11 protein-coding genes are annotated in these 13,160 nt (G+C 70.6%); 5 read left to right on the forward strand and 6 right to left on the reverse strand.

The features are described from left to right. The first annotated feature begins 51 nt into the window (after window positions 1-51). Window positions 52-945: a helix-turn-helix transcriptional regulator gene (locus VPH43_RS23720; protein ID WP_328580250.1), complete on the forward strand. Its 894-nt coding sequence runs from the start codon at window positions 52-54 to the stop codon at window positions 943-945. A 24-nt stretch (window positions 946-969) separates the two neighbouring features. On the opposite strand, the gene VPH43_RS23725 is transcribed toward VPH43_RS23720, so the two are convergent. The 4 genes from VPH43_RS23725 to VPH43_RS23740 form a co-directional block, all read right to left on the reverse strand. Beyond that, a complete protein-coding gene (locus tag VPH43_RS23725) occupies window positions 970-1,863 on the reverse strand; it encodes a helix-turn-helix transcriptional regulator (protein WP_328580251.1) in 894 nt (297 codons plus the stop codon). A 91-nt stretch (window positions 1,864-1,954) separates the two neighbouring features. Beyond that, on the reverse strand, window positions 1,955-4,573 hold the full coding sequence (locus VPH43_RS23730; RefSeq protein WP_328580252.1) for a serine/threonine-protein kinase: 2,619 nt from the start codon (window positions 4,571-4,573) through the stop codon (window positions 1,955-1,957). Continuing rightward, window positions 4,570-7,131, reverse strand: coding sequence for a serine/threonine protein kinase (locus VPH43_RS23735; RefSeq protein ID WP_328580253.1), 2,562 nt, complete (start codon window positions 7,129-7,131; stop codon window positions 4,570-4,572). The genes VPH43_RS23730 and VPH43_RS23735 overlap by 4 nt, the downstream gene beginning before the upstream one ends. Then, window positions 7,128-7,790: an ECF-type sigma factor gene (locus tag VPH43_RS23740; protein WP_328580254.1), complete on the reverse strand. Its 663-nt coding sequence runs from the start codon at window positions 7,788-7,790 to the stop codon at window positions 7,128-7,130. Before VPH43_RS23740 ends, VPH43_RS23735 begins: the two co-directional genes overlap by 4 nt. A gap of 254 nt (window positions 7,791-8,044) precedes the next feature. Here VPH43_RS23740 and VPH43_RS23745 point away from each other — a divergent pair, with 254 nt between their 5' ends. The 3 genes from VPH43_RS23745 (at window position 8,045) to VPH43_RS23755 (ending at window position 9,573) form a co-directional block, all read left to right on the forward strand. Then, the gene (locus VPH43_RS23745) at window positions 8,045-8,305 is read left to right on the forward strand and encodes a hypothetical protein (protein ID WP_328580255.1); all 261 of its coding nucleotides are present in this window, start codon (window positions 8,045-8,047) and stop codon (window positions 8,303-8,305) included. Between the two features lie 127 nt (window positions 8,306-8,432). After that, window positions 8,433-9,140, forward strand: coding sequence for a DUF3108 domain-containing protein (locus VPH43_RS23750; protein ID WP_328580256.1), 708 nt, complete (start codon window positions 8,433-8,435; stop codon window positions 9,138-9,140). Between the two features lie 67 nt (window positions 9,141-9,207). Next, a complete protein-coding gene (locus tag VPH43_RS23755) occupies window positions 9,208-9,573 on the forward strand; it encodes a hypothetical protein (protein WP_328580257.1) in 366 nt (121 codons plus the stop codon). 73 nt (window positions 9,574-9,646) lie between these two features. Here VPH43_RS23755 and VPH43_RS23760 read toward each other — a convergent pair whose 3' ends face one another. Both VPH43_RS23760 and VPH43_RS23765 read right to left on the reverse strand, forming a co-directional pair. Next, window positions 9,647-10,309: a hypothetical protein gene (locus tag VPH43_RS23760; RefSeq protein ID WP_328580258.1), complete on the reverse strand. Its 663-nt coding sequence runs from the start codon at window positions 10,307-10,309 to the stop codon at window positions 9,647-9,649. A gap of 149 nt (window positions 10,310-10,458) precedes the next feature. Then, complete coding sequence (locus tag VPH43_RS23765; protein ID WP_328580259.1) at window positions 10,459-12,576, reverse strand: M14 family metallopeptidase; 2,118 nt, start codon at window positions 12,574-12,576, stop codon at window positions 10,459-10,461. Between VPH43_RS23765 and VPH43_RS23770 the strand changes: the two genes are divergently transcribed. After that, window positions 12,521-13,156 carry a hypothetical protein gene (locus VPH43_RS23770; protein ID WP_328580260.1) on the forward strand — a complete coding sequence of 212 codons (636 nt, stop codon included), beginning with the start codon at window positions 12,521-12,523 and terminating at the stop codon, window positions 13,154-13,156. The genes VPH43_RS23765 and VPH43_RS23770 overlap by 56 nt on opposite strands. Window positions 13,157-13,160 lie beyond the last annotated feature (4 nt).

A 13,160-nucleotide genomic window follows, 5' to 3' on the forward strand; every position in this document is an offset into this window, starting at 1 on the left:
GTCGCAGGCCTGCGGTTGAATCACTTCAAGGACGTTTGTTCGAACCGAACCTTGAAGGACGACACCGCCGTGCATGTGATGAGTTGTGCCACCGACCGCGCCGGCGCCTGGAACGCCGCTCCGGCGCCCGAGGCGGCTCGCCGCACAGGCCCCACGTTCTACACCGAGGAGCAGCTGGAGCCGGTGCCGCGCAGCCGGCGCCCGCTGCATGCACCCAGCGTGGTGAACGACCTGCTGGACGCCACCTCGGCCGCCGAACGCCAGCGCATCGTGCAGGCCATGCTGCATGCCATCGGCTTCCAGTGGCTGGGCTACGGCGCGGTGGCGCTGGAGCGCGGCGTGCCGATGCCGCTGAGCTTTCTGACCAGCTACGCGCATCCGCAGTGGACCGAGTGCTACTTCCGCGAGCGCTACTACGAGGTCGACCTGCGCCACCACGAGGCGGCGCCCTCGAGCCTGCCGCTGGTGTGGGACATCGAGGAAGTGAGCCTGCGCGCGTCCACGCCGCAGCGCACCCGGCGCCACCGCCAGTTCGCCGAGCAACTGCGCGACAGCGGCCTGCGCAGCGGCGTGTTCCTCAATCTGGCGTCATGGTCCCGGCCGCAGGAGCGAACGGTGATCAGCTTTGCCTCGGGTGCGCCCCGGCGCGACTGGATCGTCGACGGCGTGCTGGGCCAGACGCTGGTGCTGGCGCTGTGCCTGCACGAGTTCCTGTCGCTGCATGTGCAGCTCGCCGATGGCGCCGACAGTGCGATCGGCGTGTCCTCGGTGCAGCAGGAGATCCTGCGCGCGCTGGTGCAGGGCCTGAGCGACAAGGAGATCGCCAACCAGCTGCACATGTCGGCCCACACGGTGGACTACCACATGCGCCAGCTGCGGCGCCACTTCGGCGCGCGCAACCGCGTGCAGCTGGTGAACGCGGCGATGCAGCGCAGCGCGAGCTAGCGCGGGCGCTGCGGCATCGCCGCTTCAGGCCGCTGCGCCGGGCAGGCTTTCGTGGCGCATCGCCGCCTGCGTCAGCTGCACCCGGTTGTGCACGCCAAAGCGCTTGCGCAGCCGGCGCAGGTGGTAGTCCACGTTGTGCAGCGTGAGGTTGAGCTGCGAGGCGATCAGCTTGTCCGGCATGCCGCGCGCCACGCGGGCCAGGATCTCGCACTGCAGCGCGGTCAGCTCGCCCTGCGGCGCGGCCGGGCCGGCCTGCGGCGCCACGGCATAGCGGGTGTAGAACTCATGCAGGCACAGCGCCAGCGTGAGCACCCGGCCGAGCAGGGCGTCGTCGATCCAGGCGCTGCCGGCGGTGCGCGAGAGCAGGCTGATGAAATGGCGCTGGTGCACCGGTGTGCCGGGCAGCGCCAGCATCACGCCGCTGCGCGCGCCGCTGCGGCGCAGGCCGTCCAGGAAGCGGCGCAGCAGCGGCCACTCGGCCTCCGGCGCGTCGCGCTGCGCCAGCTCCTCCAGGGTCCACACCGTCGGCAGGCTGGACTCCAGGGCGTCCTGCAGCCGCGGATCCACGCTGTGATAACGCTCGCCGAAGTACTGCCTGGCCCAGGTGGCCTCGGCATAGGTGAGGCAAAAGGACACCGGCACCACGCGCGGGCCGATGCGCACCAGCCGGCCGTAGCCCAGCCAGTCGAAACCCAGGCCGTGCAGGGCGGCCCTCATCTCGTGCTGGCGCTCCTCGGCGCTGGGCGCGGCCAGCAGCCGGCTCAGCAGGCTGGGGCGGTTGCCCGCGCCGGCGCTGTCCGCTCCGGGCAGCACGATCGGCTCTCCGTGCAGCAGCACGCTGGCACGCGGCGCATGGCCGGGCGCCCAGGACAACTCGGGCCCGGTGTTGGCGGGCTTCAGCGGCATCACGATTCCCACGGCGTACCCCTTCAGTGAGCTTCTGAAGGGACAAAGCGGCAAAGCGCCGCGCCGCGGCTCACGGCGTTTCAGCCGGATACGACTGCTACCTTCATCTGGGGGGGCCGGCGCAGCGCTTGGCCGCCTGTTCCACCCGTTTCAGCGCGCCCACGAACATCGGGCTGGCCGGCCGCCGGCCGGCGTTGCGGTGCATCAGCGCCAGCGCCTCGCGGCGGTGCTCGCAGGCCGTGGCCTCGTCGGCCGCGCGGGCGGCCGCGGGCACGGTGCTGGCGCGCAGCTCGAGCAACTCGGCCACTTCATCGTGCGCGATGGCGCGGTTGTACTCGACCACCACCTCCTCGCGAGTGGCCTGCGGCAGGCCGTCGAACAACGCCAGCGCCTGGATGGCCGCCGCCACCGCGCCGTCGATGTCCTTCATGTCGCGCAGCGTCAGGCCCAGCCGCCCGTGCGCTTCGGCCTGCTCCACGCGGGCGCGCACGTCGCCCGGGTCGCGCGCGGCGAGCGCGGCGCTGATCGCGATCGCCTGCCGGTGGTGCACCAACGCCTCCTGCGGCTGGTGCACATGGGTGAGCAGCAGGCCGAGGTAGCCGTTCACCTTGCCATAGCTGCTGGCCAGGCCCTGGTGCGGGATGCCGCGGTCGTAGGCCGGTTTCATGATCGCCAGGGCCTGCCGGTACTCGCCCAGCGCTTCGGTCACCGCCGCGTCCGTAGCCACGTTCTGCGCCAGGTGCACGGCGCGCACGCTGTGCACCATGCCGAGGTCGGTGAGGCTGTCCAGGTCGTCCGGCTGCATGGCCACCAGGCGCTGCAGCTGCGCCACCGCCTGGGGAAACACGGCGTCGAAGGCGGGCTTGTTGTCGGAGCGCTGGTACAGGCTGACCAGGAAGCGATAGAGCACGCCGAGCTGACGCTGGTAGGCATGGCGTCCCGAGTCGGCCGCCACCAGTTGCTGGGCCGTTGCCACGCCCTGGGTGCCCAGTTGCTGCGCTTCCTTCCAGCGGCCCTGGGCCATCAGCAGCGAACCCTTGCGCGCGGCGAGGGTGGCAAATTCCGCCTGGGCCTGGCGCTGCAGCGGGCCCGGGCCCAGCAGCGGCGTCACCAGGGCCAGCGCACTGTCGTAGCTGGCCATGGCCGCTTTCGAGTCGCCCAGGCTGGAGGTGGTGACCGCGCCGCCCTGGATGTCGGCGATGTTGCGGTAGCCGGCGGCCAGCTCGAGTTGCAGCGACGCATCGCCGGCGGCTTCGGCACTCAGCTGGCGCTGGTAGTTCAGCGCGGTGGCGATCAGCGTCTTGCGCGCGTCCAGCGAGCCTGGCAGGCGCTCCAGCGCCTTGTGCACGTCGAACACGAACACGTTGGCGAGCTTGCGCACGCTGGCAAAGTGGCGCTCGGCACGCTCCTTCTGGTGGTTGGCCTCGATCGCCTCGTAGACCGCCAGGCTCAGGCCGGCCACCAGCGCCAGGTTGGCCACCAGCGCCGCGCCCACGGCCGCACGATGGCGCAGCACGAAACGCCCGGCGCGATAGCTCCACGCCCCGCGGCGCGCCTGCACCGGCAGGCCTTCGAGGTGGCGGAACACATCATCGGACAGCTGCTCCGCGCTGGCATAACGGTGCACCGGGTCCTTGCGCAGTGCCATCAGCACCACGGCATCGAGATCGCCCTTCAGGCGCCGGCGCAGGCCGCGGTCGGCACGCACGCTGGCGCTGGGCGGCAGCGGCTCGGTGTCGCAGATGGCCTGGCTGAGCGCGTAATCGCTGCTGGTGGTGTCGCCCGGGTAAGGGCTGGCATCGGTGAGCAGGCGGTACAGCACCACGCCGAGCGAGAACACGTCGCTGGCCGGCGTGATCTCCTGGCCGCGCACCTGCTCGGGGCTGGCGTATTCCAGCGTCATCACACGCTGCCGGGTCGCGGTGGCCGGCTGCTGCTGCACTACCGATACGGCCTGCTGCCGCGTGGCGATGCGCTTGGCGATGCCGAAGTCCACCAGCTTGACCTCGCCCTCGGCGGTGACCAGGATGTTGGCGGGCTTGAGGTCGCGGTGCACCACGCCCTTGCTGTGCGCGTAGTGCACCACCTGGCACACGGTGCGAAACAGCGCCAGGCGCTGCTCCACGCGCAAGGCCCGGTGCTGCGCATAGGCGTCGATCGGCTCGCCGACCACACGCTCCATCACGAAGTAGGGCACGCCGTCTTCGCTGATGCCGCCGTCCAGCACCTTGGCGAGGTGGGGGTGGTCCAGGCTGGCAAGGATCTGGCGTTCGGCCTTGAAGCGCGACACCTGCAGATCGTCCAGCAGGCCCTGGCGCATGAGCTTGATCGCCACCTGCTGCTCGTACTGCCCGTCGGCACGTTCGGCCAGCCACACCTGGCCCATGCCGCCCTGGCCGATCAACGCCACCAGCCGGTAGGCGCCCAGGCGCCGGCCGGCCCAGCTGCGGCTGGCATGGGCGTTGAGTGCGTCCAGGGCCAGCTCGGCCGGCACGCTGTCCAGCAGGCTGCGGCTGGCATCCGCCGCCTGCAGCAAGCCCATCACCTCGGCCTGCAGCGCGGCATCGCCGGCGGCCTCGCGTGCCACGAAGGCCGGGCGCTCGGAGGTGGGCTGCTCCAGTGCGTCGGCCAGCAGCCGCTTCACCCGCTGCCAGCGCGCGACGTCTTCCGGCGGCGGCGTGGTGGGGCCGGCAGTGGGGGTGGGCGCGTGCGGGTCGTTCATCGGGCTGCCGGTGCCGCGGGCGAGGCGCTGGCCTGCGCATGGCCGTCGGGCGCGCAGCGGGCCAGCGCGGCTTGCACAGTGGCCGGCTGCAGGTTGCCGGGCGGGATGCCGGGGTCGCGCTGCAGCGGCTGCAGGATCTGAAGGGCCCGGCGATGGCTGTCGCAGCCCTGGGGGCGCGTGGCTGCGTCGGCGCCTTGCGCCAACCCCAGCGTGTAGTGCCCCAGCGCCAGGTAGCTCTTGGCATAGGGCTCGGCCAGCGCGGTGTCGGGCAGCGCCTGCAGCGCGCCGAGTGCGCCGGCGATCGTCTGGCGCGCCGGGGCGGCCTGGCCCTGCGCCAGCTGCGCACGCCCCAGGTTGATGGCGCTGATGGCCTGGTAGACCTTGAGCTGCACATCCGCCGGATCCTTGCGCGCCAGGGTCTCCGTGAGCTGCATCGCCGTGCGCAGCTCGGTGATCGCCTGCGCGGGCTGGCCGGCCATGATGAGGGCCTCGCCGATGTTGTTGCGTCCGCTGGCCACGTTGCGCTCGAAGAAGGCATTTTCAGGATGCCCCCGCTGCAGCTGCTCCCACAGCGCCACGCTGCGGCGAAGCACCTCGATCGCGCGCTGGCCGGTGTCGCGGTCGTCGCTGCGCTGCATCAGCGAGAGCCCGCGCTCGTTGAGGATGCTCGCCATCGCCCACACCACGTCGGTGTCCTGGGGCAGGGCCTGGCGCGCGGTGGTGAGCAGGGCCAGGGCCTGGTCGGACGCGGCCACGTAGCCCGCAAAGTCCTGGGCCGACAGCAGCAGCGCAGCCTGGTTGGCGTACTGCAGCGCCTGCCGGTAGCCGTTGTACGGATCGGCCGGCCGCAGCGCGGCGAGCTCGGTGCTGCGGGCCTGCGCTGCCTGCACACGTTGCCTGGCCTCCTCCAGCCGCCCCAGCGACACCAGCAGCGCCGCTTCGAACTCATCCACGCGGATCAGCTCCAGCAGGCTGGCGTGGTACAGCGGGTCGGTGCGGGGCACCTGGCCCAGCACGGGGGCCAGCGCGTCGCGGGCGCGCTGGTAGCTGGCGCGCGCGCCGGCGGCGTCCCCCAGGTTGGCCACATGGGCGCGGCCCTGGATCTCGCCGACCTTGCGATAGCCGGTGCCGATCTCCAGCGCCAGCGCCGGGTCGCGTGCCGCGTCGGCGGACAGGTCCTGCAGGTATTCCAGTGCGCGCTCGACCGCCAGCTTGCGGGCCCCGGTGGCACCGGCCAGGTCCTTGATCGCGTCGTGCACCTCGAAGATCAGCACGTTGGCGAGCTTGCGCACACTGGCGAAATGGCGCTCGGCACGCTCTTTTTGCCGCCGCGCCTCCACCCCTTCATAGGCCGCGATGCTCAAGCCGGCGACCAGCGCCAGGTTGGCGAGCAGCACCGCGCCGAACACTGCGCGATGGCGCAGCACCAGGCGGCCGGCGCGGTAGCTCAGGGCATGGCGCCGCGCGTGCACCGGCAGTCCTTCGAGGTGGCGGAAGATGTCGTCGGACAGCGCTTCGGCCGAGGCATAACGGTGCTGCGGTTCCTTGCGCAGCGCCTTGAGCACCACCGCGTCCAGGTCCCCCTTGAGCTGGCGCCGCAGGCGGTGGCCGGTGCTGTCGCTGGGGCGCACCGGCTCGGTGTCGCAGATCGCCCGGCCGAGCTCATAGTCGCTGTGCGTGGCCTCGGCCGGATAGGGCAGGGCGTTGGTGAGCAGGCGGTACAGCACCACGCCGAGAGAGAACACGTCGCTGGCCGGGGTGACCGGGTCGCCGCGCACCTGCTCGGGGCTGGCGTATTCCAGCGTCATCACCCGCTGCCGTGTCGCGGTACCGGGCCCTGCGCTGGCAATGCGCTTGGCGATGCCGAAGTCCACCAGCTTCACCACGCCCTCGGCGGTGACCAGGATGTTGGCAGGCTTGAGATCGCGGTGGACAACGCCCTTGCTGTGCGCGTAGTGCACCACCTGGCACACGGTGCGAAAGAGCTTCAGCCGCTCGGGCAGCGGCAGTGCGTTGGCATGGCAGTGCAGGTCCAGCGGCTCGCCGTCCACCGCCTCCATCACGAAGTACGGCACGCCTTCTTCGCTGACACCACCATCCAGCACCTTGGCGAGATGGGGGTGGTCCAGGCTGGCAAGGATCTGCCGCTCCGCGGTGAAGCGGGCCACCGCCTGCGGCTGCACCACGCCTTCGCGCAGCAGCTTCACCGCCACCCGCTGCTGGTAGTGCCCGTCCGCGCGTTCGGCCAGGTACACCTGCCCCATGCCGCCGGAGCCCAGCAGGGACAGCAGGCGATACGCGCCCAGCCGCCGGCCGATCCACGACTGCTCCGAGCGTGCACGCAGCGCCTGCAAGGCCAGGCCGCCGGCCGGCCGGTCGAGCAGGCTGCCAGTGCACTCGGCCGCGGCCAGCAGGGTGTGCAGCTCGGCCTGCAGCGCGGTGTCCTGCGCGCTGGCGGTGTCCACGAATTGCGCGCGCTCGTCGGGCGGGCGCTCCAGCGCGTCGGCCAGCAATGCCTTCACCCGCTTCCAGCGCGCCGGGTCCATCGGCTGGGTCATGAACGGGCGGCGGGCTCTTGCTGGTGGAGCTCGCGCAGCAGCCAGGCGCGCGCGGTGGCCCATTCGCGCTTGACCGTGGCAGGTGACACCTGCAGCGCCTCGGCGGTCTCTTCCACGCTGAGCCCGCCGAAGAAGCGCAGCTCCACCACGCGGCCCTGGCGCTCGTCGAGCTGCGTCAGGCGCTGCAGCGCCTCATCGACCTGCAGGATGTGCTGCAGCTCGTCGCTGGCCTGGCCGGGCAGCTCGCCGTATTCGTCCTGCAGTGCGTCCAGGCTCTGCACCGGCGCGCCGGCGCCGCGCTTGGCGGCGTTGCGGCTGCGTGCATGGTCCACCAGGATGCGGCGCATCAGGGTGGACATCCAGCCGAAGAACTGGGCGCGCGAAGTCCATTGCACCGAGCGCCGCTCGGCGAGCCGCATGAAGGCCTCGTGCACCAGGCCGGTACCTTCCAGCGTGTGGCCGTCGCGTTCCTGGCGCAGGTGGCGCCGCGCGAGGCGGCGCAGGTCGTCGTAGACCAGCGGTACCAGCCGGTCGAGCGCCCGGTCGTCGCCCTCGGACCAGCTGTGCAGCAGCGCGGTCACGGCCGAACGGCTGGCCGCAGGGGCGGTGGCGGGGGGCGAACACGCTGGCGCGTCCAGCCCGGAGGGCGAGGCACTCATGGGGCGGTGGTGATGGGCGAGCGTGATTCACGCACACTCGCCGGCCCGCTGCAAGACGCCGGGCCGCGAAAACGCGTGCTTCTACGAGTTTCCGTAGTGTGCGGGCCGGCGTGGCGCGGCTGGCACACCGGCGCGGCGAATGCGCGGCTTTTGTCGCACAAGCGCGCGGCTCGCAGGGCTGGCGGCGTGCGCTGGCTCAAGGCGCGGCGAACATGGGCCGACATCCAAGGACGAACGGATGCCCGGAGACCGGAATGAAACTTTCAGCCACCCCTGCCCAGGCCGACGCCTTGCGCGCCCAGTTGATGGCGCCGGACCCGATGCAGCGGTTCATGGCCTTGCATGCGCTGGAGCAGCATGCGGAGCAGGGCTGCGGCGCCAAGCTGGCGGTGCAGGTCGAGGCTTTTGCCGCCCGCGGCGTGCCGTACTACGCACCGCACGACCCCCACTACCGTGCCTGGGTCGACCGGGCACTGGCGTACTGGGAGCGGCTGCACACCGTGCAGGCCAGCTGAAAGCCCGCGCCTGGCGCCGCCTGGTGCCCGGCCTTTAACATCGACGTCTTCCAAGCCGGGCGGAACCGGCGCGCCGCGTGCGCCGTGGACCGGTCCGCGCGCGGCCGCTGCGCCGCGTTGTACCTTGATGACGTCTTCCCGAACTGCCTTGTTGTGCGGCCTCGCGCTCTGCTGCCTGGCCGGCAGCGCCGTATCTGCCGAACTGCCGGCCGATGCGCGCATCGTCTACGACCTGCTCTACGGCGACGGCCAAATGCGGGTGGGGCGGGCGGAACAGCAATGGCGCGTGCAAGGCGGCCGCTATGAGCTGCGTACCGACATCGTTCCGGTGCTGGGGCCGCGCATCCGCTACCTGAGCAAGGGCCGCCTCACCGACGCCGGCCTGGTGCCCGAGAGCTTTGCCGAGTACCGCGGCAGCGACAAGGCCCCGCGCGTCAGCGCCGATTTCGACTGGAGCGCGCTGGAAGTGCGCTATGGCGCGCAGGACGACCGCCACACCGCAGCGCTGGAGCGTGGCGCCCAGGATGTGAACGCCTTCGCCTTCCAGCTGGCGTGGCTGGGCGACAAGGCGGCGGGCAGCCTGCAGGTGGCCACCGGCAAGAAGGTGGCGCAGCACCGCTTTGCCGGCGGCCCGGCCAGCACGATCACGCTCAACGGCCAGCCCACCGACGCACAGCCCTGGCGCAGCGGCGACAGCCATGAGCGCACCGAGGTGTGGGTGGCGCCGAAGTTCGCCAACCTGCCGGTGCGCGTGGTGCGCATCGACGATGGCAAGGAGCTGCGCCTGGTGGCGCGCGAGCTGCGTTTCACGCCCGCCGCCCGGCCGGCGCGGTGATGCCGGAACGGGGCTTGCTGCCTCAACACCGCTACCATCCCCGGTCCATCAATGAGAGGTGAACGCCGTGAATCTGAAAGTGCCGATTGCGATCTTCGACGAACTGGATGACGTGGTCATCAAGTCGACCGGCTCGCTCGACCTGGCCAGCGGCGAGATCCAGGGTGTGACGTACGAGGACTACGACGTCAAGAAGGACGGCCTGCCCGCCGAACGTGAGGACTACGAGTTCACCAGCGGCATCCTGTCCAACGACGGCAAGGATGTGGAGTTCCGCGTCGAGGTGGACCTGTTCAGCGGCAAGTATTCGGTGAGCGCGAACGAGCTGCTGGAGATCAAGGTGCGGGCGGCCAAGCTGTTTGCCGGCATCGAAGGCAAGGCCCTGCTGGCCGGGGCGCCCGGGCCCGACGGCGCGCGCAAGAAGCTGCACTGACGGATGACAGCGCCATGAAAAAGCCACCGGCCCGGGAGGGCGCGGTGGCTTTGCCCTGTTGAAGGGGCTGGCGTCAGTTGCGGTCGGCGCGGGCGCTGCGGCGCGAGCTGCTGCCGCTGGACGTGCTGGTGTCGCTGGAGCGCGAGCTGGTGCTCGACATCGTGCTGTTGTCGGTGGTCGAGCCGCTGGTCACCGTGGTTGTCCCCGCCACCGGCGCCGTGCTGGACGTGGAGGCAGTGCCGGAGGAGCTGGTGCTGCTCGGCATGCTGGACGAGCTGGTGCTGGTGCTGCTCGGCATGCTGGAGCTGCCGGTGCTGGTGCCGCTGGGCGTGCTGGAGGTGCTGCTCATGGTGCCCGTGCTGCCGCTGGTGCCGGTCGAGCTGCCGCTGGTGCTGGCGCTCGGGCTCGTGCCCGAGCTGCTGGTGGTGCCCGAGCTGCTGGTGGTGTCGGTGCTGCTCATGCTGCCCGACGTAGCGCTGCTGCCCATGGTGCTGCTGGTGCCGGTACCGGTGCCCGCGCTGCCCATGGTGCTGCTCGTGCCGCTGGTGCTCGTGCCGGACGTGCTCTGGTCCGCGCTGGTGCTGGCCGTCGTGCTGCTCGGCAGGGTGCTGGCGCTGGCCGTGCTGCTGCTGGTGTCGCTGGCGGCGGTGCTGCTGTCGCGGTGCGCGCAACCTGCGGCGGCGAGGCTGGCAACGGCAATTGCGACAAGACTCAAGCGTCGTGACAGTTGGTTCATGGTGGGTCTCCTTTGGCGATTGGCAACGGTTGGAATGCGCATGACCGAGCTGCCACTGGGGCGAAGGGCCGTCGTGGCAGGCTCGATCTCGGCGCAATTACCCGGCAACCAACGTGCCACCGGGCGAGGGGCGCCATGGGCGCCCGTGTTCACCAGCCCAGTTGCAGCGTGTAGCTGCCGCTCGCCCCGGTGCCGCCGCTGTAGTAGCGCACCTGCACATAACGCCTGGCCGTGGCGCCGGTGTTGTTGGTCACCGTCACCTGGTCCAGCGCACCGGTGCTCGCTTCGCTCTTGCCGATCTGCGTGCCGGCGGCGTCGTACACATACAGGTCGTAGTCGCTGGAGGCGTTGGGCTGCAGGCGCGACGTGAGCGACGCACCGTTGGGCAGGTCCACGGCATACCAGTCCTGGTCGGTGGACGAGGCCATGCTGCCGTTCACCGTGGCCGGTGAGCCCACCACCTGCGGTGCCGTGCGGGTGTTGTTGGGCTCGGTCTCCGGAATCGTCTGCGAGCCGGTGGTCACCTTGAGGAAGGCCGCGGTCACTGGCCCGAACTGGCCGGACGCATCCTTGCCGCGCACGTACACGATGTGCTTGCCCAGTGCCAGCCCGCTGGTGGCCAGCGTGCCGGTCGCGTTCTCGGTCGGTGCGTTGAAGCTGCCGTCGCTGGCGCGCAATGCGATCGGCGTGGCGCCTGGCGCCCAGGGCGGCACGTCGATGTAGGCCTCGGCCGCGCTGATGTTCTGCGTGGGCTCGGTGCCGTTGCTGTTGTTGAAGCGGGTGTCGGTGATGGCGGCGGACACCGTCACCGCCGTGCCGGCCGGCACGCCACCGCCGCTGGCGTCATTGCTCAGCGTCAGGGTGGTCACGTCCGGGCCTGCGGGCAGCTGGTAGGGTGCGCGCACCACCTTGGCGGCGTAGATGAGCGCTGGCAGGTTCTTCGGCTTGGTGGAGCTGTTGTAGCTGCTGCAGCTCTCGAAGAAGCTGGTGCCCAGCTCGATGGTGAACGCCGCCACGCCGAGCTCGCCGTAGCTCGGGCCATCGCTGGTGCCGTCGGTGGGGTACAGGCCGATCGACTGCTCCGGCGTGTAGCCGTTGAACCAGGCCAGGCGCCGGCCCAAGGTCTGCAGCGCGGTGCCGTTGCCGCTGGGCGTGGAGGTGGTGCCCCAGGGCCACAACACCAGCTGGCTGTAGCTGTGGATGTCCAGGTGGATGCCGCTGGTGTCCGCCGGCGCCGGGTCGCTCGGGTTGGTGCCGCGGCGGTCGGGCCAGAGGCTTCGGACGTAGTTCTGGATCGCCTGGGTTTCCGGCTCGGAGCCGGCACTCGGGCCGCGATAGGTCTCGCTGCACTGGCTGCCGCTGGAGCCCTGGCCATTGGTGGAATTCCAGCCGAAACTGAAGTTGCGGTTCAGGTCCGCGCCCCGGCTGTTGCTGGTGGCGCCGCAGTAGGCGGTGTTGGTGTTCTTGCGCCATGACAGGCCACCCTCGGCCTTCTTGCGGCCGTCCGGGTTGGCCTGCAGCAGCAGGTGCACCTCATGGTGATCCAGGATCCAGGTGGCATCCGCATTGGTGCCATAGCCATTGACCAGCCAGCGCGCGAATTCCAGCACCAGCGGCGCAGTGGTGTACTCACGCGCATGGATGGCGCTGTTGACGAAGAGCTTGGGCTTGGTGCCGCCGATCGCGCTGTTGGTGAGCTTGAGCACGCGCATGTCGTAGCCGCCCAGGCCCTTGGTCTTCTGCCAGGAATCACCGACGTCGATCCACTGGGCCAGGTTGGGGTAGCTGGTGGCAAAACCCTGCGCCGCCGCGAAGGTCTCTTCCACCGTCTCGTAGCAAGCATAGTTCGGGATGGACTCGATGCCCACCTCGCCGCCGGCGCTGGCCACGCCCATGCGCTGGCGCGCATCGTTCGCCTGCTGGATCTGGTTCAGGATGCTGTCGCGCAGCGCCACGTACTCGGGCGCGGGCTCGATGCGAAAGCCGAAGCGGCGCAGCGTGGCGATCTCGCCGGGATCGAGCTCGAACACCAGGAAGCCCTTGTCGTAGTCCGCTTCCATCAGGTTGTTGTGGAAGGTGACAGCCGCCTTGCGGGCGGTGGGCAGGTCCGGAAAATAGGCCTTGTAGAGGTTGGTGCGCTGTTGTTCCTGCTGGCGCAGCTGGCGCATCTCGTTGGCGTGGTCGGGGGCAGAAGCGGCGGGGCCGGTGCCCATGGACAAGAGCAAGGCGGCAACGGCCGCGCACAAGGGCGAACGGGTGAGGTTCATGGATGCACTCCCTGGGGGTAGCGGGTTTCCAGCGCGGTGGCCTGGCTGGTGCGGCGCGCTGCAACGGGGGATCGCCCTCGCCAAGCGCGGGGCGATTCTCTGCCTGGGTTTTGCGGCGCTGCATAGGGGTCGCCACCAGCTCGCAGGCATGCTGCTGATGGTTTTGGTATCGATCGGTATCGGCGTCAAAGCACATGCCTGTGAGGCCGACCTGGCAGGCCAATCCAGTGACTATCGAGCGCTGCGCCAGACGCCCGGGCACTTCAGCGGCGGCCCCTGGAACACGGCGGTGGACGCATGGCGCGGCCGCAAGCACCGGCTCATGCAGCAGCTGGCCGATTGCGCGCTGCAGCGGCAAGTGTCCGAAGCGCAGCTGCGCCAGTGGATGGGCCCGCCCGATGCGGTGATGGACTGCGCCTCAGGGGCATGTGCGGGTGTGACAGGCCGCGTCCAGGCCTTGCAGGCCGCGGCCCCCACCCATCTGTGGCTGTACGACTGGCGCGGCCACCATGACCGCCTGGCGTTCGCGTTGTCCGGTGGCGCGGTCCGGGCCCGCGGCTGGCTGCTGGACGGCGAGTAGCGCC

This window comes from Ideonella sp. BN130291 (assembly GCF_036231905.1).
Taxonomy (GTDB): Bacteria; Pseudomonadota; Gammaproteobacteria; order Burkholderiales; family Burkholderiaceae_C; genus CAMLIZ01.

Excerpts from the sequence above, each read along its gene's own strand:
- VPH43_RS23730 (WP_328580252.1), bottom strand. The coding sequence starts at position 4,573 with ATGAACGACCCGCACGCGCCCACCCCCACTGCCGGCCCCACCACGCCG.
- VPH43_RS23735 (WP_328580253.1), bottom strand. The coding sequence starts at position 7,131 with ATGACCCAGCCGATGGACCCGGCGCGCTGGAAGCGGGTGAAGGCATTG.
- VPH43_RS23740 (WP_328580254.1), bottom strand. The coding sequence starts at position 7,790 with ATGAGTGCCTCGCCCTCCGGGCTGGACGCGCCAGCGTGTTCGCCCCCC.
- VPH43_RS23745 (WP_328580255.1), top strand. The coding sequence starts at position 8,045 with ATGAAACTTTCAGCCACCCCTGCCCAGGCCGACGCCTTGCGCGCCCAG.
- VPH43_RS23750 (WP_328580256.1), top strand. The coding sequence starts at position 8,433 with ATGACGTCTTCCCGAACTGCCTTGTTGTGCGGCCTCGCGCTCTGCTGC.
- VPH43_RS23760 (WP_328580258.1), bottom strand. The coding sequence starts at position 10,309 with ATGAACCAACTGTCACGACGCTTGAGTCTTGTCGCAATTGCCGTTGCC.
- VPH43_RS23770 (WP_328580260.1), top strand. The coding sequence starts at position 12,521 with ATGGACAAGAGCAAGGCGGCAACGGCCGCGCACAAGGGCGAACGGGTG.
- VPH43_RS23765 (WP_328580259.1), bottom strand. The coding sequence starts at position 12,576 with ATGAACCTCACCCGTTCGCCCTTGTGCGCGGCCGTTGCCGCCTTGCTC.